This is a genomic window from Nonomuraea sp. NPDC047897, assembly GCF_043204415.1.
GTDB lineage: Bacteria > Actinomycetota > Actinomycetes > Streptosporangiales > Streptosporangiaceae > Nonomuraea.
In genome coordinates, this window is sequence record NZ_JBIDCC010000006.1 from 138,828 (window position 1) to 159,589 (window position 20,762).

General features: G+C 75.4%; 11 protein-coding genes. 8 read left to right on the plus strand and 3 right to left on the minus strand.

Annotated features, from left to right (window positions below; genetic code table 11):
- The first annotated feature begins 4 nt into the window (after window positions 1-4).
- Genes ACGF0J_RS15495 through ACGF0J_RS15510 form a run of 4 tightly spaced genes read left to right on the plus strand, consistent with a single transcriptional unit; the run spans window position 5 to window position 15,039 of the window.
- Complete coding sequence (locus tag ACGF0J_RS15495) at window positions 5-3,133, plus strand: amino acid adenylation domain-containing protein (protein ID WP_393146084.1); 3,129 nt, start codon at window positions 5-7, stop codon at window positions 3,131-3,133.
- Complete coding sequence (locus ACGF0J_RS15500) at window positions 3,130-9,852, plus strand: amino acid adenylation domain-containing protein (protein ID WP_393146086.1); 6,723 nt, start codon at window positions 3,130-3,132, stop codon at window positions 9,850-9,852. The genes ACGF0J_RS15495 and ACGF0J_RS15500 overlap by 4 nt, the downstream gene beginning before the upstream one ends.
- A complete protein-coding gene (locus tag ACGF0J_RS15505) occupies window positions 9,849-13,769 on the plus strand; it encodes an amino acid adenylation domain-containing protein (protein WP_393146088.1) in 3,921 nt (1,306 codons plus the stop codon). Before ACGF0J_RS15500 ends, ACGF0J_RS15505 begins: the two co-directional genes overlap by 4 nt.
- A complete protein-coding gene (locus tag ACGF0J_RS15510; protein WP_393146090.1) occupies window positions 13,750-15,039 on the plus strand; it encodes an MFS transporter in 1,290 nt (429 codons plus the stop codon). Before ACGF0J_RS15505 ends, ACGF0J_RS15510 begins: the two co-directional genes overlap by 20 nt.
- A 60-nt stretch (window positions 15,040-15,099) precedes the next feature.
- Here ACGF0J_RS15510 and ACGF0J_RS15515 read toward each other — a convergent pair whose 3' ends face one another.
- The gene (locus ACGF0J_RS15515; protein ID WP_393146092.1) at window positions 15,100-16,152 is read right to left on the minus strand and encodes an LLM class flavin-dependent oxidoreductase; all 1,053 of its coding nucleotides are present in this window, start codon (window positions 16,150-16,152) and stop codon (window positions 15,100-15,102) included.
- A gap of 190 nt (window positions 16,153-16,342) precedes the next feature.
- On the opposite strand from ACGF0J_RS15515, the gene ACGF0J_RS15520 reads away from it, so the two are divergent.
- Together ACGF0J_RS15520 and ACGF0J_RS15525 are read left to right on the plus strand one after the other, a co-directional pair.
- Window positions 16,343-17,095 carry a molybdenum cofactor guanylyltransferase gene (locus ACGF0J_RS15520; RefSeq protein ID WP_393146094.1) on the plus strand — a complete coding sequence of 251 codons (753 nt, stop codon included), beginning with the start codon at window positions 16,343-16,345 and terminating at the stop codon, window positions 17,093-17,095.
- The gene (locus ACGF0J_RS15525) at window positions 17,092-17,349 is read left to right on the plus strand and encodes a DUF6457 domain-containing protein (protein ID WP_393146096.1); all 258 of its coding nucleotides are present in this window, start codon (window positions 17,092-17,094) and stop codon (window positions 17,347-17,349) included. Before ACGF0J_RS15520 ends, ACGF0J_RS15525 begins: the two co-directional genes overlap by 4 nt.
- Window positions 17,350-17,662: 313 nt before the next feature.
- Here the strand turns inward: ACGF0J_RS15525 and ACGF0J_RS15530 are convergent, their stop codons facing one another.
- Window positions 17,663-17,977, minus strand: a complete 315-nt coding sequence (locus ACGF0J_RS15530) for a DUF3099 domain-containing protein (protein ID WP_393146098.1) — start codon at window positions 17,975-17,977, stop codon at window positions 17,663-17,665.
- A 99-nt stretch (window positions 17,978-18,076) separates the two neighbouring features.
- Here ACGF0J_RS15530 and ACGF0J_RS15535 point away from each other — a divergent pair, with 99 nt between their 5' ends.
- The gene (locus ACGF0J_RS15535) at window positions 18,077-18,289 is read left to right on the plus strand and encodes a dodecin (protein WP_393146100.1); all 213 of its coding nucleotides are present in this window, start codon (window positions 18,077-18,079) and stop codon (window positions 18,287-18,289) included.
- Window positions 18,290-18,366: 77 nt separating this feature from the next.
- Complete coding sequence (locus tag ACGF0J_RS15540) at window positions 18,367-19,404, plus strand: linear amide C-N hydrolase (RefSeq protein ID WP_393146102.1); 1,038 nt, start codon at window positions 18,367-18,369, stop codon at window positions 19,402-19,404.
- Here the strand turns inward: ACGF0J_RS15540 and ACGF0J_RS15545 are convergent.
- On the minus strand, window positions 19,388-20,743 hold the full coding sequence (locus ACGF0J_RS15545; protein WP_393146605.1) for a metallopeptidase TldD-related protein: 1,356 nt from the start codon (window positions 20,741-20,743) through the stop codon (window positions 19,388-19,390). The two genes, ACGF0J_RS15540 and ACGF0J_RS15545, sit on opposite strands and share 17 nt — an antisense overlap.
- Between the last annotated feature and the right edge of the window lie 19 nt (window positions 20,744-20,762).

Below are 20,762 nucleotides of genomic sequence, written 5' to 3' on the forward strand. Positions count from 1 at the left end.
CCGGGTGACCGGCACATACGTCTTCCCCGCGTCGTACGCACAGCAACGCCTGTGGTTCCTCACCCAGCTCGACCCCGACGCGCCCGTCCACCACGTCAACGCCGTGATCGAGCTGCCCGACACCGACCGGGACCGCTGCGCGCACGCCCTGCGGGAGATCGTCCGCCGTCACGAGACCCTGCGCACCGCCCTGACCACCGAGGACGGCGCGCTCGTCCAGGTCGTCCACGCGGACCTGCCGGTCACCCTCCAGCACACCGACCTCACCCACCTGCCCCCCGAGGAGGCGGAGCGGCGCTTCCACGGCATCGCCCGCGCGGACGCCCGCACCCCGTTCCGGCTCGACCGGGCCCCGCTCTGGCGCGCCCACCTGGTCCGCCTGCCCGCACCGGCGGACCCGCGGCGGCCCGCGCACCGGCTCGTCCTCGTCGTCCACCACGCCGTCTTCGACGCCCGCTCCGCCACCAACCTCGTCACCGAGCTGCACGAGCTCCACGACGCCCACGCCCGCGGCCGCCCGCCGCGGCTGCCCGACCTGCCCATCCAGTACGCCGACTACGCCGACTGGCAGCGCCGCCACCTCGAAGGCGGTGTGCTGGCCGAGCAGCTCGCCTACTGGCGCGACCGCCTGGCCGGGCTGCCCGCCGACACCGGGCTGCCCACCGACCGGCCCCGGCCGCCCGCACGCGGCCACGACGGGGCCGAGCACCACCTCCACCTGCCCGCCGACCTCGTCGACGCCCTGGAAGCCCTCGCCCGCCGCCACGGAGCCACCCTGTTCATGGTGCTGCTGGCCGCGCTCAAAGCCGTCATCGCCCGCCACGCCCGCACCCGCGACGTCGCCGTCGGCAGCCCCGTCGCGGGCCGCGACCTGCCCGAGGTGCAGCCGCTCATCGGCATGTTCATCAACACCCTCGTGCTGCGCACCGACCTGTCCGGCGACCCCGCCTTCACCGAGCTGCTGGCCCGGGTCCGGGCCACCGTCCTGGACGCCCTCGACCACGCCGACATCCCCTTCGACCGGCTCGTCGAAGCCCTCCAGCCCCGGCGCGACCCCAGCCGCACGCCCCTGCACCAGGTCGGCTTCAACCTGCTGCCGATGCGCGAGCGCGGCCGGTTCGCCAACGGCACCGCCCAGCTCGACCTCAGCTTCGACGTCGTCAGGACCGCCGACGGCGCCGGTGTCTGGATCGAGTACGCCACCGACCTGTACGACCCCGCCACCGTCGAACGCCTCGCCACCGCCTACCGGCTCGTCCTCACCGCCGTCGCGGCGGACCCCGCCCTGCCCCTGTCGCGGCTGCCGCTCCTCACCCCCGAACAGCGGCACTGGTTGCTGACCGCCGGCAACGACACCGCCGCCCCCTACCCGGACCGCTGCCTGCACGACCTCGTCGCCGACCGGGCGGCCGGCACCCCCGACGCCGCCGCCGTCCGCACCGCGGACGGCGCCCACCTCAGCTACGCCGAGCTCGACACCCGCGCCGGCGCCCTGGCCCGCCGGCTGCGCCGGCTCGGCGTCCGCCCCGAGTCGCGGGTCGCGGTGTGCCTGCCCCGCACCCCCGACCTGGTCGTCGCCCTGCTCGCCGTGCTCAAGGCCGGCGGCTGCTACGTGCCGCTGGACGCCGCCTACCCGCCCGACCGGCTCGCCCACCTGCTCGACGACTCCGGCGCCGGCCTGCTCGTCACCTGCTCCGGGCTGCTGGACCGGCTGCCCGCCGCCCGCCCGACCGCGCTGGTCGTCGACCACCCGCCCCCCGACCCGGACCCGGGCCCGGACGACGAGCCGCTGCCCCACCTCACCCCAGGACACCTCGCCTACCTCATCTACACCTCCGGCTCCACCGGCCGCCCCAAGGGCGTCGAGGTGCCGCATCGCGGCGTCGTCAACCTCGTCACCGACGTCGCCCGCCGGCTCGGGCCCGCCAGCGCCCTGCTGGCGACGTCCCTGTCGTTCGACATCGCCGCCCTGGAGATCTTCACCCCGCTGCTGTCCGGCGGCACCCTCCTGCTGGCGCCCGACGACGCGTCCCGTTCCCCCAAGGAGCTGCGCCGCGCCGCCGAGCACGCCGACCTCGTCCAGCTCACCCCGTCGGTCGCGGGCCTCGTCCACGCCGACCTGCCCCGCGGTGTCCCGCACCTGATCCTCGGCGGCGAACCCCTGCCCACCGAGCTGGCCGCCCGCCTGCACGAGGTCACGCCCGACCTGTGGAACTTCTACGGGCCGACCGAGACCACCATCTGGTCCACGGCCTGGCGGGTGCCGCCGGAGCCCCGCGTCATGCTGATCGGCACCCCGCTGGCCAACACCACCGCCCACATCGTCGACGACCACCTGGAGCCCGTCCCCGTCGGCGTACCGGGGGAGCTGCTGATCGGCGGCGACGGCGTCACCCGCGGCTACCACGGCCGCCCCGGCCTGACGGCGGAGACGTTCGTCCCCGACCCCTTCGGGCCGCCCGGCGGGCGGCTCTACCGCACCGGCGACCTGGCCAGACGCCGGCCCGACGGCACCATCGAGTGCCTGGGCCGCGTCGACCACCAGGTCAAGATCCGCGGCGTGCGCATCGAGCCCGACGAGGTCGCCGCGGCCCTGGCCGAGCATCCCGCCGTACGCCACGCCGCCGTCACCGTACGCGACGACGCGCCCGGCGGCCGCGGCCTCGTCGCCTACCTCACCACCCACGACGGCCGGCCCGCGGCGGCGGGGGAGTGGCGCGCCCACCTGCGCGCCCGCCTCCCCGAGGCGATGATCCCCGCGGCGTTCGTGCACCTCGACGCCCTCCCGGTGCTGCCCAGCGGCAAGCTCGACCGGGCCGCGCTCCCGCCGCCGGCGCCCGACGCCGGCCCCGGCCACGTCCCGCCGCGCACCCCGCTGGAGGAAGCCCTCGCCGCCGTCTGGGCCGACCTGCTCGGCCTGCCCCGCGTCGGCGCCACGGACGACTTCTTCGCCCTCGGCGGCCACTCGCTGCTCGCCGTCCGGCTCATCGGCCGCATCAACGACGAGCTCGACGTGGATCTTCCCCTGCGCCTCGTGTTCGACGCCCCCACCGTCGAGGAGCAGGCGCTGGCCGTGCTGCACCGCCAACTGACCGACGCGGACCTGCTGGAACTGCTGGAGGAGGACCGGTGACCGACGTGGACCGCGCGCGTGAACGCCTGGCCCGGCTCACCCCCGAACAGCGCGCCGCCCTGGAGGCCCGCCTCGCGGCCGGCAGGCGCGTACCGGAACGGGACCGGGCCGGAGGACCGGAACGGGCCCAGGCGGAAGGACCGGAAAGGGGTCGGGCGCGCGGCCCGGTCATCCCGCGCCGGGCCGACCCCGCCGCGCCCGCGCCCCTGTCACCCGCCCAACGCCGCCTGTGGATCGTCGACCGGCTGGACCCCGGCAACCCCGCCTACACCCTGTCGTGGGCGTACCGCGTCGACGGCCCCCTCGACCCCGCCGCGCTGACCGCCGCGTTCGACGCCCTCGTCGACCGTCACCCCGTCCTCGGCCACGTCGTCACCGTCCACGACGGCGCGCCCTGCCAGCGGCCCGGGCCCGTCCGGCCCGCCCTGCGCCTCGACACCATGACCGCCGGCCAGGCCGACGCCGCCGCCCGCGACGAAGCCCGTCACCGCTTCGACCTGGCCGCCGGGCCGCTCACCCGGGCCCGCCTCATCCGCGTCGCGCCGGACCGGCACCTGCTCCTGCTCACCGTCCACCACATCATCGCCGACCGCTGGTCCATCACCGTCCTGCTCGGCGAGCTCCTCGACCTGTACGCCGGCGCCCACCCGCCCCGGCCGTCCGTCGACTACGCCGACTACGCCGCCTGGAGCCTCCACCAGCCCCACGGCGACGACCTCGCCCACTGGCGCGCCACCCTGGCCGGCCTGCCCGACGCCCTGGACCTGCCCGCGGACCGGCCACGTCCGGCCGTCCCCACCCACCGGGGCGGCCGCCTGCTGTTCGAGCTGGCCGCCCCGCTCGCCGCCGGCCTGCGCGACCTCGCCCGCGCCGAACACGCCACCCCGTTCATGGCCCTGACCGCCGGCCTGCAGGCCCTGCTCGCCCGCTACACCGGCCAGACCGACATCCCGCTCGGCACCCCCGTCTCCGCCCGTCCCCACGCCGGCCTCGACCGCACGGTCGGCCTGTTCCTCAACACCGTCGTCCTGCGCGGCGACCTGTCCGGCGACCCCACGTTCGCCGAGCTGCTGCGCCGCACCCGCGGACGCGCCCTCGACGCCTTCGAACACGCCCGCCTGCCGTTCGAGACGCTGGTCGACGAGCTGGCCACCGGACGGGACCTGTCACGCAACCCGCTGTTCCAGGTCATGCTCGCCTACCAGAACACCCCGCCCCTGCCCACCGGCGCGCCCGGCCTGACCCTGCGCCGCCTCGACGTCCACCCCGGCACCGCGATGTTCGACCTGGACCTCATCGTCGAGGAGCGGCCCGACGGGTCGCTGCTGTGCGTCCTGGACTACGCCACCGACCTGTTCGACCGCGACCGCGTCGAACGCCTCGCCGGCCACCTGCGCACCCTCCTGTCAGCGGCCGTCGCCACCCCGGCCCTGCGGCTGTCGGACCTGCCGCTGATGGACCCGGCCGAACGGGACGCCACCCTCCGCCTCGCCGGCCCGCCGCCCACCGCCCACCCCGACGGCGGCGTCCACGACCTCGTCGCCGACCAGGCGGCCCGCACCCCCGACAGCATCGCGGTCGAGCCCGCCACAGAGCCCGCCACAGAGCCCGCGGCTGGACTCGGGGGCGGCGCGCGGCTCACCTACGCCGAGCTGGAGGCACGCGCCCACCGGCTCGCCGCGCGGCTGCAGCGGCTCGGCGTGCGCCGCGAGACCCGTGTCGCGGTGTGCCTGCCCCGCACCCCCGAGCTGGTCGTCGCCCTGCTCGCCGTGCTCAAGGCCGGCGGCTGCTACGTGCCGCTGGACCCCGGCCACCCGGCCGACCGGCTGGGCCACATCGTCGCCGACTCCGGCGCCACGCTGGCCGTCACGGTCGGCGCTCTGCAGGACCGCCTGCCCGCCGGCCTGCCCCGCGCCCTCCTCGACACCGCTCCCGGACCGGACCCCGCGGCCGGCGCCGCCGGTTTCGTCCCGCCCCCCACGCATCCGGACCAGGCCGCGTACCTCATCTACACCTCCGGCTCCACCGGCCGCCCCAAAGGGGTCGTCGTGCCCCACCGCGGGCTCGTCAGCCTGCTGACCCATCTGCGCGACAGCCCCGGCCTCGCCTCCGGGGACCGCTACCTGTTCCTGACCTCGCTGTCGTTCGACATCGCCATGGCGGAGATCTTCGGCCCCCTCACCACCGGCGGCACCGTCGTCGTCGCCTCCACCGAAGACCTCGCCGCCGTCCACGACCGCGTCCGGGCCGGCGACCTGCACACCGTCCAGGCCACCCCCTCCGTCCTCGAAACGCTCCTGCCCGCGCTCGCGCACCACGTCCCGCGCATCGTCAGCACCGGCGAGGCCCTGCCCGCGCCGCTCGCCGCCAAGCTCCTGGCCACCACCGGCGAGCTGTGGGACCTGTACGGCCCCACCGAGACCACCATCTGGTCCACCGGACACCGGGTCACTGCGGACTCCCGCGCGTCCATCGGCACCCCGGTCGCCAACACCACCGCCCACGTGGTCGATCCGGCCACCCTGCACCCCGTCCCCATCGGCGTGCCGGGGGAGCTGCTGCTCGGCGGCGCCGGCGTGACCCGCGGCTACCACGGCCGGCCCGCCCTGACCGCGGAACGGTTCGTCCCCGACCCGTTCGGCGGCTCCGGCGGCCGGCTGTACCGGACCGGGGACCTGGTGCGCCGCCGTGCCGACGGGTCGCTGCAGTACCTCGGCCGCGCCGACGACCAGGTGAAGGTGCGCGGCGTGCGGATCGAGCCCGGGGAGGTGGCCGCGGTGCTCGCCGGGCACCCCCGGGTGCGCCGCGCCGTCGTCGTCGTCCGCGACGACGCCCCCGGCGGCCGCGGCCTGGTGGCGTACGTGGAGCCCACCGCCGCCGCCCCCGCCCCGGACGCCCCTGCCCCGGATGCCCCTGCCCCGGATGCCCCTGCCCCGGACGCCTCCGCCTCGGACGCCCCCGCAGTCGGTGAGGAGGCGGCGGCACTGGCGGCGGAGTGGCGCGCCCACCTGCGCGCCCGCCTCCCGGAGGCGATGGTCCCGGCGGCGTTCGTCCCCGTCGCCGCCCTGCCGGTGCTGCCCAGCGGCAAGCTCGACCGGGCCGCCCTGCCGCCACCCCCACACCCCACCGGCGCCGCCGCGCCGCACCGGTTGCCGCCCCGGACTCCCGCCGAGCGGGCTCTCCACGCCCTCTGGACCGAACTGCTCGAACGCGACGACATCGGCAGGGAGGACGACTTCTTCGCCCTCGGCGGCCACTCCCTGCTCGCCCTCCGGCTCGTCGCCCGGCTCAAGGACGCCTACGGCGTCGACGTGCCGCTGCGCCGCTGCTTCGAGACCCCCACCATCGCCGCCCTGGCCCCCCTCATCCCCGCCACCCCCCGGCCGGCCGGCACCGCCATCCCGCGCGCCGGCGACGGCCCCACCACGCCGACGCACGCCCAGACCCGGCTGTGGTTCCTCGACCAGCTCGACCCCGGCAACCCCGCGTACAACGTCGCCTGGGCGGAGCGCCTGACCGGCCCCCTCGACGTCGCCGCCCTCGCAGCCGCGTTCGACGACCTCGTCGACCGGCACGACGCGCTCCGCCTCGTCATCACCGACGACGGCGGCGAACCCCGCCTCCGCGAGGGCGCCCACCGGCCCCGCCTCACCGTACGGGACCTGTCCGCGAGCCCCGACGCCGCCGCGTCGGCGGGCCGGGAGGAGGCGAGGCACCGCTTCGACCTGGCGCGCGGCCCGCTCGCCCGAGCCGTCCTCGTCACCCGGGCCCCCGGCGAGCACGACCTCTTCCTCACCCTGCACCACGTGATCGCCGACCGGTGGACCCTGTCCATCCTGCTGCGCGACCTCATGGCCCGGTACGCGGCCCGCACCGGCGGGGAGCCGCAACCGTCCGGCCTGCCCGACCTGCCGGTCGGCTACCGGGACTTCGCCGCCTGGCAGCACGCCGCCACCGCCGGCCGCGCGCCGGCCCTGAGCTACTGGAAGGACGCCCTCGCCGGCCTGCCGCCCGCGCTGGACCTGCCCGCCGACCGTCGCCGGACCGGCCTGCCCGACCACCGCGGGCGCCGCCTCACCTTCACCGTCGACGCCCCGACCGTCGCCGCCGTGCACGCCTGCGCGCGCCGCCACCGCGCCACCCCCTTCATGGTGCTGCTCGCCGCCCTGCAGGCGCTCCTCGCCCGCTACACCGGCCAGAGCGACATCCCCGTCGGCACCCCCGTCTCGGGCCGCACGCATCCCGCCGTGGAGAACCTGGCCGGCCTGTTCCTCAACACCCTCGTCCTGCGCGGCGACCTGTCCGGCGACCCCACCCTCGACGAACTGGTGCGCCGTACCCGCGAGCGCGTCCTGGACGCCCACGACCACGCCGACCTGCCGTTCGAGCTGCTCGTCCAGGAGCTCGCCGAGGAGCGCGACCTCACCCGCAACCCGCTCTTCCAGGTCATGTTCGCCTACCAGAACGTGCCGCCCGCCCCGCCGGAGGCCGCGGGCGTCCGGCTGCGGACCCTCGACGTCGACCCCGGCGTCACGCAGGCCGACCTGCATCTGATCATGGAGGAGTCCGGCGACGGGCTCACCGCGATCCTGCACTACGCCACGGACCTGTTCGACCACGACCGCATGAGGCGGTTCGCCGACCACTACCGGGCGCTCCTCGGCCACGCCCTGGCCCACCCCGGGCAGCCCGTCGCGGACGCCCCGATCCTCACGCCCGCCGAGGCGCGCACCATCGCCTCCGCCAACGCCACCACCCGCCCGCCCGACGGGCGGCCCGGCACGCTGCCGGCCCTGCTCGCCGCGCAGGCCCGGCTGACCCCCCACGCCGCCGCCCTCGGCCACGACCTCCCCGGCCGGCCCGGCGAGCGCGGCTGGATCACCTACGGCGAGCTGGCCGCAAGGACCAACCGACTGGCCCGCCGCCTGCGCGCCCTCGACGCCGGCCCGGGCCAGGTGGTCGGGGTCTGCCTGGAGCGCGGCCCCGACCTCGTCGTCACCGCGCACGCCGTGGTCACCGCGGGCGCCGCCTACCTCCCCCTCGAACCCGACCACCCGCGCGACCGGCTCCACGCCATGACGAGCGACGCCCGCGCCCGCCTCGTCATCGCCACCGGCCGGACCGCCGCCCGGCTGCCCGGCGACGTCACCCCTCTGCTGCTCGACGACGACGCCGCCGCGATCGCCGCGCAGGATCCGGGTCCGCTGGACGTACCGGTGCATCCGGACGGCCTGGCGTACGTCATCTTCACCTCGGGCTCCACGGGCCGGCCCAAGGGCGTCGCGGTCTCCCACCGCGCCATCGCCAACCGGCTGCACTGGATGCAGGACACCTTCCGCCTCACCCCCGACGACCGGGTCCTGCACAAGACGCCCTTCTCCTTCGACGTGTCCGTCTGGGAGCTGTTCTGGCCCCTCATCACCGGCGCGCGGCTCGTCGTGGCCCGCCCGAACGGCCACGCCGACCCCGCCTACCTGGCCGACGTCCTCGACGCCGAAGCCGTCACCACCGTGCACTTCGTCCCGTCACTCCTGGACGCCTTCCTCGACGAGCCCGGCCTCGCCAAGCGGCTCACCCGCCTGAGCACCGTCGTCTGCTCCGGCGAGGCGCTCACGCCCGACCTCGCCGACCGGTTCGCCGCCGCCCTGCCGCACGTCCGCCTGCACAACCTGTACGGCCCCACCGAGGCCGCCGTCGACGTCACCTGGCACCCCTGCGCCCCCGGCGAGACGACCGTCCCCATCGGCCACGCCATCGCCAACACCCGCGTCGAGATCCTCGACCACCGGATGAACCGGGTCCCCCTGGGAGTGCCGGGCACGCTCTGGATCGGCGGCGTCCAGCTCGCCCGCGGCTACCTCGGCCGCCCCGGCCTGACCGCCGAACGCTTCGTCCCCGACCCGTACGGCCCGCCCGGCGCCCGCCTCTACGACACCGGCGACCTGGCCCGCCGCCGGCCGGACGGCGCCGTCGAGTATCTCGGCCGCACCGACCACCAGGTCAAGATCCGTGGCATCCGCGTGGAGCTCGGCGACATCGAGGCCGCGCTCGCCGCGCTGCCCGGCGTCCGCGCCGCCGCCGTCCACACCACCCCCGACAGCGCCGGCCTGCGCCTGACCGGCTACGTCGTCCCCGCTCCCGGCGCACCCGCCGATCCCGGCCACTGGGCCGGGCTGCTGCGCGACAAGCTCCCCGACCACATGGTCCCCACGAGCTGGGTCCACCTCGACGCCCTGCCGGTCACCCGCAGCGGCAAGCTCGACCGGGCCGCCCTGCCCCGCCCCCGCACCACCGCGCCCGGCACGGACGACACGGGTGGCACGGACGGCACGGGTGGCACGGACGGCACGGGTGGCACGGACGGCACGGGTGGCACGGACGGCACGGGCGCGGCGCCGCACAGCGCGCCCCGCACCCCCGAGGAGCACGCCGTCGCGGCCGCCTGGCGCGACGTCCTCGGCCTCGCCGACGTCTCGACGCGGGACAACTTCTTCGCCGTCGGAGGCGACTCCATTCGCAGCCTCAAGGTCGTGGCCCGGCTGCGTGACGCCGGCTACGCCGTACGGCTCGAACAGCTCTTCCTGCACCAGACCGTCGCCGAACTCGCCCAGCGGCTCACCCCCGCCGAGACCGGCCCACCACCCCCCGCGGCATCCACCCCGTTCGCCCTGCTCAACCCCGACGACCTGGCCCGAATGCTGGAAGGCGGCGCGCGATGACCCTCACCACCCAGACGGCGCACGGACTGGAGGACGCCTACCCTCTCGCCGCGCTCCAGGCCGGGATGCTCTACCACAGCGCCTACGAGCCCGACGCGCCCACCTACCACGACCTGACCACCATCACGCTGCGCGGCCGCCTCCACCAGCCCGCCCTCACCGCCGCCCTCGCCGAGGTGACGGCCCGGCACCCCGTCCTGCGCACCTCGTTCGACCTGACCGGTTTCAGCGAACCCCTCCAGCTCGTCCACCGCACGGCCGCCATCCCGCTGGAGGTCACCGACCTGACGGCGGACCCGCGCCCCCGCGAACGCCTGCACGCCTGGGCCGAGGAGGAGAAGCGCCGCCCGTTCGACTGGGCGAACCCGCCGCTGGCCCGCACCCACGTCCACCTGCTGCCCGACGAGCATTTCGCGTTCAGTCTCAGCTTCCACCACGCCATCCTCGACGGCTGGAGCGTCGCCGCCCTCGTCACCGAGCTCTTCCGCCGCTACCACGCCCACCTGCGGAACGACCCGCTGCCCAGCACCCCGCCGCCGGCCGCCTTCCGTGACCTGGTCGCCGCCGAACGCGCCGCCGTCGCCTCGCCCGACGCCGAACGCTTCTGGCGGGAGCAGGTCGCCGACGCCCCCGACACGCGCCTCCCCCGCCCGCCCGAGCCGGACAGCCCGGGGCCGCAACGCACCGTCGAGGTGCTGCGCCGCCCCCTCGACCCCGACCTCCTCGACCGCCTCCAGCAGACGGCGCGCGGGCTCGCCGTGCCCCTGCGCACCGTGCTGCTCGCCGCCCACCTGCGGGTCGTCGCCCTCCTGTCCGGCGACGCCGACGTCATGAGCGGGCTGGTCACCCACAGCCGCCCCGAGAGCGACGCCGGCGCGGACGTCCTCGGCCTGTTCCTCAACACCGTGCCGGTGCGCGTCGACACCGCCGTGCCCACCTGGGCCGCGCTCATCCGCCGCGTCTTCGACGCCGAGGTCGCCCTGCTGCCGCACCGGCAGTACCCGCTGTTCGAGATCCAGCGCGCCGCCGGCCGCTCACCCCTGCTCGACGTGCTGTTCGACTACCGCGACTTCCACGTCTACCGGGGCATGCCCGGCATCGACATCGTCGACCAGGACTTCTTCGAGCAGACCGACCTGCCGCTCACCACCGGCTTCACCCGCTCCCGCGACCACGGCGGCTTCGACCTCACCCTGACCTACGACCGCACCCAGTTCGCCGCCGACCAGCTCCACCGGGTCGCCGACCACTACCTCACCGCGCTGAACCAGGCGGCGTCCCCCGACGCCGACCCCCGCCCCAGCGCCGCGTACCTCGCCGACGACGGCGCCGCCATCGACCGGTGGAACGACACCGCCCGCCCCTATCCACCCGCCACCCTGCACCGGCTCATCGCCGCGCGGGCCGACCGCGGCCCCGACGCGCCCGCCGTCTGCTTCGACGGCACCTGGCTCACCTACCGGCAGCTCACCGCCCGCGCCCGCGCCGTCGCCGCGCGGCTGCGCGCCACCGGCACGCGCCCCGGCGACGTCGTCGGGGTGTGCCTGGACCGCGGCCCCGACCTGCTGCCCGCCCTTCTCGGCGTCCTCACGGCCGGCGCCGCCTACCTGCCCCTCGAACCCGCCCTGCCGCCCGAGCGGCTGGCCTACATGCTCGACGCGGCCGGCGCCGGCACGGTGGTCGCCGACGCCGCCACCGCCCACCTCCTGCCGCCCGGCACCACCGTCCACCGCGCCGACGCCGCGGCCGCCGCGCAGGATCCGGGTCCGCTGGACGTGCCGGTGCATCCGGACGGCCTGGCGTACGTCATCTTCACCTCGGGCTCCACGGGCCGGCCCAAGGGCGTCGCGGTCTCCCACCGCGCCATCGCCAACCGGCTGCACTGGATGCAGGACACCTTCCGCCTCACCCCCGACGACCGGGTCCTGCACAAGACGCCCTTCTCCTTCGACGTGTCCGTCTGGGAGCTGTTCTGGCCCCTCATCGCCGGCGCGGGGCTCGTCGTCGCCCCGCCGGACAGCCACCGGGACAGCGGTCACCTCGCCGCCCTCATCGCCGGGCACCGCATCACCACCCTGCACTTCGTCCCGTCGATGCTCGACGTCTTCCTCGACGAGCCCGACTTGCCGGGCGCCCCCCTCCGCGTCATCTGCTCCGGCGAGGCGCTCGCCCCCGACCTCGCCCAGCGCTTCCACGACCGGCTCCCCGCCGCCGAGCTGCACAACCTGTACGGCCCGACCGAGGCCGCCGTCGACGTCACCTGGCACCCCTGCGTCCCCGGCGAGACGACCGTCCCCATCGGCCACGCCATCGCCAACACCCGCCTGGAGATCCTCGACGCCGGCGGGCACCGCGTGCCCGTGGGCACCCCCGGCGAACTGTGCCTCGGCGGCGTCCAGCTCGCCCGCGGCTACCTCGGCCGCCCCGGCCTGACCGCCGAACGCTTCGTCCCCGACCCGTACGGCCCGCCCGGCGCCCGCCTCTACCGCACCGGCGACGTCGCCCGCCGGCTGCCGGGAGGAGAGGTCCACTACCTCGGCAGGTCGGACTTCCAGGTGAAGATCCGCGGCCAGCGCGTCGAGCTCGGCGAGATCGAGACCCACCTGCTGGCCGACCCCGGCGTCCGCGCGGCCGTCGTCACCCTCCACGACCAGCGCCTCGCCGCCTATCTCGTGCCCGCCGCGGACCTGCCGCCCGACACCGGCGCCCTGGCCGCCCGGCTGCGCGCGCACCTGCCCGACCACATGATCCCCGCCTTCTGGATCACCCTGGAGGCCCTGCCCGTCACCGCGAACGGCAAGCTCGACCGCGCCGCGCTGCCCGCCCCCGACACCGCGACCGGTACGGCCGCCGGCCGTGCCCCCTACCTGCCGCCCCGTGACCCCTTCGAGGCCCGCCTCGCCACCCTCTGGGAGGACACCCTCGGCGTCGACGCCGTCGGCGTCCACGACGACTTCTTCGCCCTCGGCGGCCACTCGCTGCTCGCCCTGCGCCTCACCATGCGGCTGCGCAAGGAGCTCGGCCGGACCGTCCCCCTGTCCACCGTCCTCACCGCGCCCACCGTCGCCCGGCTGGCCGCCGAACTGCGCCGCCCCGACGACAACGACGCCCCGCCCCAGCGGATCGTCCCCCTCCACCCCCACGGCGACCGCCCGCCGGTGTTCCTCTTCCACGCCCTCGGCGGCCAGGTCTTCCGCTACCTCCCCCTCACCCGCCATCTCGGCCGGGACCAGCCCGTCTACGCCGTCCAGGCGGCCGGGCTGGCCCTCGGTGAGGAACCCCACGCCACGCTCGCCGACATGGTCGACGACTACACCGAGCACCTCCTCGCCGCCCGCCCGCACGGCCCCTACGTCCTCGGCGGCTACTGCATCGGCGGCAACATCGCCCTCGAAGTCGCCCGCCGGCTGCGCAGCCTCGGCCACCGCGTGCCCCTCGTGGCGCTCTTCTACTCCGACGCCGACGAGCCGGTGCTGCGCGCCTCGCTGGAGGACGACGCCGTCCTGCTCACCCACGCCCTCGCCGGCGGCCGGGTCCAGGTGAACCTCGACGACCTGCACCGGATGGACCCCGAACAGCGGCTCCTCGCCGTCATCGACGCGGCGGCCCGCGCCGACACCCTCCAGCCCGACACCGCCGACCTGAGTCAGGCCCGCCGCTTCGTGGACGTCTTCCGCGCCAACGCGCACGCCGTCGGCCACTACCGCCACGACCCCTACGACGGTGACCTGCTGCTGTTCTCGCCCACCACTGAAGGAGCCCCGCCCGACGACATGGGATGGCGCGCCGTCGCCACCGGAAACCTGCACATCTCGCCCATCCACGGCGAACGCTTCACCGTCATGTACGAACCCCGCGTCGCCCACGCCGCCGCCGAGCTGAGGAAGCACACCGACCATGGCCTCACCGAGCACTGATCCCGCCACCCATCCCGCCGCGGAGCCCGCCTCCCTGACGAAGAACCACGACTTCCTCAAACTGTGGGCGGGGCAGAGCCTGTCGCTCATCGGCTCCCAGGTGACCGTGCTGGCCATGCCCGTCGTCGCCTTCCTCATGCTGGGCGCCTCCGTCGCCGAGATGGGCATCCTCGGCGCCCTCGCCCGCCTGCCGATGGTCCTCTTCCTCGTCATCGGCGTCTGGGTCGACCGCATGCGCCGGCGCCCCGTGCTCATCGTCAGCGACGTCGTCCGCGCCCTCATGCTCGCCACCGTCCCGGTGTTCTTCCTGCTCGACGTCCTCACCCTCTGGTGGCTGTACGTCGTCGTCCTCGTCATGGGCGTCTTCGGGGTGCTGTTCGAGATCGCCTACCGGTCCTACCTGCCGACCCTCGTCGCCCCCGAGCACCTCGGGCAGGGCAACAGCCACCTGCAGCTCAGCGACTCCATCTCCAAGGCCGCCGGGCCCAGCCTCGCCGGGCTGCTGATCGCCGCCCGCTCGGCGCCGCTCGTCATCCTCGTCGACGTCGCCAGCTACGTCGCCTCGGCCGTCGCCCTGCTCACCATCCGCAAGCGCGAGGAGCCTCCGGCGTCCGACGGCGGCCCCGGCCTGCTCACCGCCATCCGCCACGGGTTCGGCTGGGTCATGGGCCAGCCGCTCATCCGGCCCCTCGCCATCGCCAGCGCCGTCTACTCGTTCTTCGACATCGGCATCCTGCAGACCCTGTACATCCCGTACCTCGTGGACGGCGTGGACGTCCCCGCCACCTGGGTCGGGGGCGTGCTGGCCGTGGGCGGCGTCGGCGCCGTCGTCGGCGCCTGGTTGTCCGTCCGCGCCATGAAGCGCTTCGGTCCCGGCCCCACCATGCTGTGGTCCACGGTCGTCGGCAACAGCGCCCTGATCCTCGTGCCGCTCGCCGGCGGACCGCTCTGGCTCGCCGTCGCCGTGCTCGCCGTCTCCCAGCTTCTCGTCGGCCTGTGCACCCAGATCTTCGTCGTCAACAACATCACCGTCCTGCAGACCGCCACGCCCCGGGAGCTGACCGGCCGGGTCATCGCCACGATCTGGGCGATGGGCCTGGTCCCCGCGCCGCTCGGCGCCCTCGCCGCCGGCCTGCTGGGCGAGGCGTTCGGCATGCGCCCGGTCGTGCTCGTGGCCGCTCTCGCCGGCGCCCTCATCCCCATCGCCGTGCTCGCGCTGTCGCCCATCCCGAGGATGCGCTCCATCCCCGACGCGCCTCTGAGCGCCTGACGAACGCCGCCGGGCCCGGTTCACGTCGTACCCGCGAGCCGGGCCCGGCCGTCCGGCCGGTCAGCTCCCGGCCGTCCCCGCGGTGAGCTCCGCCAGCCATGCGAGCTGCTCCAGCCGGTCCTCCACCGTCGGCGCGTTCAGGCCGACGATCACCCGGGTAGCCCCCGCCTCGGCGTACGCGACCAGCCGCTCCCGTACCCGGCCCGGCTCCCCGCACAGGCACAGCGCGTCCACCAGCTCGTCCGGGAGCTCCTCCATGGCCGCCCCCAGACCGTCCTCGAAGTACGCGGCCTGCGCCCGCTCCGCCGCCCCGCCGAACCCGAGCCGGACCGCCAGCCGGTTGTAGAAGTTCACCCCCCGGCTGCCCATCCCGCCCACGTACAGCGCCAGCATCGGCCGCACCATGTCGCGCGCGTAGTCGGCGTCGTCGTCCACCATGGCCATCACCATCGGCGACACCTCCACCTCCGCCACCGGCCGCCCCGCCCGGGCCGCGCCCGCGGCCAGCCGCGCCGACATCTCGGCCACGTGCTCCGGCGGGAAGTGGATGGGCAGCCACCCGTCGGCCACCTCCCCGGCGAGCTCGACCGCCTTCGGCCCCATCGCGGCCAGGTGGACCGGCAGCGGACGCCGCACCGGCCCGACCGTCATCGTCAGCGCCTTGCCCTCGCCGTCCGGCAACGGCAGCGTGATCTCCGGCCCCTCATGCGTCACCGGCCGCCCCTCCAGCGCCGTGCGCACGACCGCCACGTAGTCGCGCAGGTGCGCCAGCGGACGCTCGAACCGCCGCCCGTGCCAGCCCTCGGCCACCTGCGGGCCGGAGGCCCCCAGCCCCAGCAGGAAGCGGCCGCCCGACAGCCGGTCGATCGTGGCGGCCGACATCGCCGCCGCGACCGCCGCCCGCGCCGACACCTGGAGCACCCCGCTGCCCAGCCCGATCCGCTCGGTGCCCGCCGCCAGCCACGCCAGCGTCGCGGCCGGGTCCACCCCGTAGCCCTCCGACGCCCACACCGAGTCGAACCCGAGCCGCTCGGCCTCCCGGACCAGCCGGAGCTGAGCCTCGTGCCCGGCCGCCACCGGCCCCAACGTCCCGATGCTGAACCCCAGCCGCACCGCAGCCTCCTCGACCCGTAAGCACTCGATCTTGAACGACACTGTCCCGCACAACCGGCCCCGGCACCAGACCCCGCACTCCGGCGCCACCGCCGGTGGACGGCGGCCGTCTCCCGGCGCGTGCCCGTCCGGCGGGCGCGGGTCGCCGGGGGGCGGGTCGTGGCGGGCGGGCGGTGCGTACGGTAGAGGCATGGGTGACGGAACCGGCGGCGGGTACGACGCGGTGATCCTGGCCGGGGGAGAGGCGCGACGGCTGGGCGGGGCGGACAAACCGGGCCTCGTCGTGGGCGGCCGGACCCTCCTGGAGCGGGTCGCGGCGGCCGTGCCCGGCGCGGGCCGGGTCGTGGTGGTCGGTCCGGCCCGGGAGCTGCCCGGCGCCGTGTTCACCCGGGAGGACCCGCCGGGCGGCGGCCCGGTGCCCGCCCTGCGCGCCGGGCTGCGCGAGGTCACGGCGGCGCGGGTGGCGCTGCTCGCCGGGGACCTGCCGTTCCTCGCCCCCTCGCACCTGGCCGTGCTCCTCGACGCCTGCGGCCGGCCCGGCGGACGGCCGGACGGGCAGCCCGACGGGCAGCCGGGCGGACGGCCGGGCGGACGGCCGGGCGGACGGCCGGGCGGGGCGCTGGGTGGGCGGCCGGGCGGGCGGCCGGGCGGGGCGGTGGCCGTGGACGGCGACGGGCGCGAGCAGTGGCTCCTCGGCGTCTGGGACACCCGCGCGCTGCGGGAGGCGCTCGACCGCTACGCGGGCCGGTCGCTGCGCGGCCTGCTCGGCCCGCTCGTCACGGCCCGGGTGGCGCTCCCCGAGCGGGCCTGGTTCGACTGCGACACAATGGACGACCTGAACCACGCCCGCCTCGACGACACGTCCCGTGTCCCATCCCGACGACAGGAGGAGGCGCGCCCCCCGGGCTGCGACGGTCCCGGGCGCGCGCCGGCACCCCGATGAACGTGCTGACCGAATGGACCGCGCTGGCCTGCAAGGAGCTGGGCGTCGACCCGGCCCGGGTCGACCGCGACCTGATCCTCGACCTCACCAAGGACGTGGCGCACGGTGTCGCCCGCCCGGCCGCGCCGCTGACTGCCTATCTGCTCGGCCTCGCCGAGGGGTCCGGCTCCGCGCCGCAGGACGCCGTCGAGCGGCTGAAGACCCTGGCCGCCAACTGGGGCGAGGCCACCGCCCAGACCATGACAGGCGACTGACACTCGACTCAACTCGCGATGTCAAGACCCCGTCCGAACCTGAACGTTTCCTGTGAATTCGGCGCGTCACGCGGGTAAACGATTTCGGGAAAGCGGCCCTATCGGACGGGGCCCCCGCAGCGGAACGATCGTCCACGAGAAGGATCAACCCCGGAAAAGGGCGACGCCGGGTGGTTACGGGGGCAAACCACCCGGCGTCGCTTCATCGGCGTTCCGACGGGGGCCCGGAACGCCGGCACCAGCACTCCGACGGGGGACCGGAGTGCTTGGCTAAAGCGTACACCTACAACCCATGGGATGCGTCAAGACTTAGTCACGACCCGATCTCGCGTCGGTGCAGTGGTATCTCGGTTTGGTTAGCCCCTGGGCTCTGAAAGGTCGGGGGAGGGGCATCCCTTCCCCTCTCATTGGCCCCGATTACGGCTATGTATGGCAAAAAGACCGCACCGGCGATGAACAGCAGCCGGTACGGCCACGGCAACGGCACCACGACCGCCAGGATCAGGCACATCGTCCGGATCCCCATCTTGATGAGGTAGCGGACCTCCCGGCCACGGATGTCCGCGCTCAGCGACGGCCGGGCATCGGTGACCTGGTGGACGTCCTGCCTCCTCCGTCCCCACTTCATGCCTTCCACCGTAGACCTCGGACATGCCGGGTGTGACAGCCCCCCGGGCGGGCGCGACCGGTCATGCGATCATGGCCTTCGAGTAAGGAGGGTGCGGAGATGACGGATCGAACGTACCGGGTCACCGAGATCGTCGGGACCTCGGCGGAGAGCGTCGACGAGGCCATCCGCAACGGCGTCAGACGCGCCGCGCAGACGCTCCGTCACCTCGACTGGTTCGAGGTGACGGAGATCCGCGGGCACATCGACGCCGGAGAGGTGGCCCACTTCCAGGTGGGCATGAAGGTGGGGTTCCGGCTCGAGGACGCCTGAACGGCCGCCCGGGCCCGGTAGGCGGCCTTTCCCGTACGGGAGCTGACAAGCCGGGCCCGGGACGAGACACTGCGATCATGCGTGCCCCCACCGCGGCGCTGCTGGCGGCGCTGACCCTGACCGTGCCGTCGGCCGTCGCCTGCGCGCCCGACAGCGCCCCGCCCGCCAGCCCGCCCCCCAGCCCCGCGCCCCGGCAGGCCGAACGCGGCGGTGCGCCGCTGCGCCAGACGCCCGACGAGCGCGCCCGCACGATCGCGAGCCTGCGCCAGGTGGACGACCTGCCGCTGTACGAGATGACCTACCACGGCGGCTACGACATCGAGGCGCCGCTCACCGACGAGGAACTCGGCCGCGGCGAGGACGGCTGGGCCTGCTCCCTGTTCCACCGGGGCACGGAGTTCGGCCGCAACTTCGACTGGGACCCCAACCCGGCCATGGTGGTGCGCGCCGACCCGCCCGACGGCCACGCCTCCCTGAGCGTCGTGGACGTGTCCTACCTGCTCGGCAGGAAGGGCCCGGCGGACCTCGGGGCCACCGCCGACCGCAGGCGGCTCGCCCACGCGGTGCTGTCACCCTTCGACGGCATGAACGACCAGGGCCTGGCCGTCGGCCTCGCCCAGACACCCGACGCCGAGCTGCCCGCCCGCACGCCCGGCCGCGCCCAGGTGAGCAGCGTGCGCGTCATGCGCCTCGTCCTCGACCGCGCCGCCACCGTGGACGAGGCCCTCACGCTGATGCGCCGCTACGACGTCGACTTCACCGGCGGCCCCCAGGTGCACTACCTGCTGGCCGACCGCTCCGGCCGCTCGGCGGTCGTCGAGTACGGGCAGGGCAGGATGCACGTGATCGACGACCGCGTCCTCACCAACATCACGATGGCCGGCACCGACCGCGGCACCCGGCTCGCCGACACCCGCTACCGCACGCTCGCCGAGGGCGTCGGCACCCGCGCCGACGCCCTCGCCCTGCTGCGCCGCGTCGCCCAGCCGCACACCCGCTGGTCGGTCGTGTACGACCTGAAGGCCGGCACCGCCCGGATCGTCACCGGGCAGCGCTGGAGCCGCGTCCACACCTTCGCGGTCGCCGCCGCGGCCCCGGTCAGCTCGCCTGGCTGACCGTCGACATGTTGAAGTCCGGCACCCGCAGCGCCGGCATGACCGCCCGGGTCCAGTAGTCGTTCCACTCGCGCGGCAGCGTCTGCGTGCTGGAACCCACCTCGGTGATCCGGCCGAGCAGGTCGACGGGGCTCTCGTTGAAGCGGAAGTTGTTGACCTCGCCCACCACCTCGCCGTGCTCCACCAGGTAGACGCCGTCACGCGTCAGCCCGGTCAGCAGCAGCGTCTGCGGTTCGACCTCGCGGATGTACCACAGGCAGGTCAGCAGCAGCCCCCGCTCGGTGGAGGCGATCATCTCCTCCAGCGACCGGCCGCCCTGCGGCCCCGTCATGACCAGGTTGTCGATCATCGGGGTCACCGGGAGCCCGCTCAGCTCGGCCGAGTGGCGGGTCTGCAGCAGGGCCGCCAGCGTGCCGTCCCGCACCCAGTCGGTGGGCGTCAGGGGCAGCCCGTTGTCGAACACCGACGAGTCGCGGCCCGAGGCGTGCGCGACGACGAACGGCGCGCACTCGATGCCCGGCGCCGACGGGTCGCCGGACAGCGTCACCGGCAGCGCGGCCAGCCGCTCACCCACCCGCGTGCCGCCGCCCGGCCTGGCGAACACCGACCGGCCGTCGAGGGCGTCCCTGGCGCCCCCCGACCAGAGCATGTACAGCATCAGGTCGGCCACCGCGCTCGGCGGCAGCAGCGTCTCGTAACGGCCGGCCGGCAGGTCGATCCGGTTCTTCGCCCAGTCGAGCCGCCGCGCCAGCGCCGAGTCGAGCCCCGTCACGTCCACGTCGGCGAAGTCGCGGGTCGCCACACCCGTCCACGCCGAGCGCTTGAGGTCGGCCGACTTCGCGTTGAGCTCCAGCCGGCCGGTCGGCTGGTCGTGGCGCAGCCGCAGCCCGGCGGACGTGCCCAGGAACGTCGTCGTCCTGGAGTGCTCGGCGAAGCCGTACAGCCGCCGGCCGCCCGCCTCGGCGGCCGCGAACGCCTCACCCAGCGCCGGCGCGAACCCCTCGAACACGCCGATGTCGGTCGGGGTGACCGGCTCATCCCACGACGGGCTGGCCGGAACCCCCTCGACCAGCGGGCGGACGTCCTCGGCCGGCTGCGCCTCGCGCGCCGCCCGGTCGGCCGCGGCCACCACGTCGGCGAGCTGGTCGGCCCGTACGGCGGCGCGCGACACCACGCCGACACGGTCGCCGGCGATCGCGATCACCGTGAGCCGCGTCGAACGGGCGACGCCGTTGGTGGTGAGCGTGTTGCCGGCGAAGCGCAGGTTGGCGGTGGAGTCGTCGTCGGCGAGCACGATGCAGCCGTCGCTCGCCGACAGCTCCAGCGCCCTGTCCACCATCTCCTGCGGAGACGGCGAC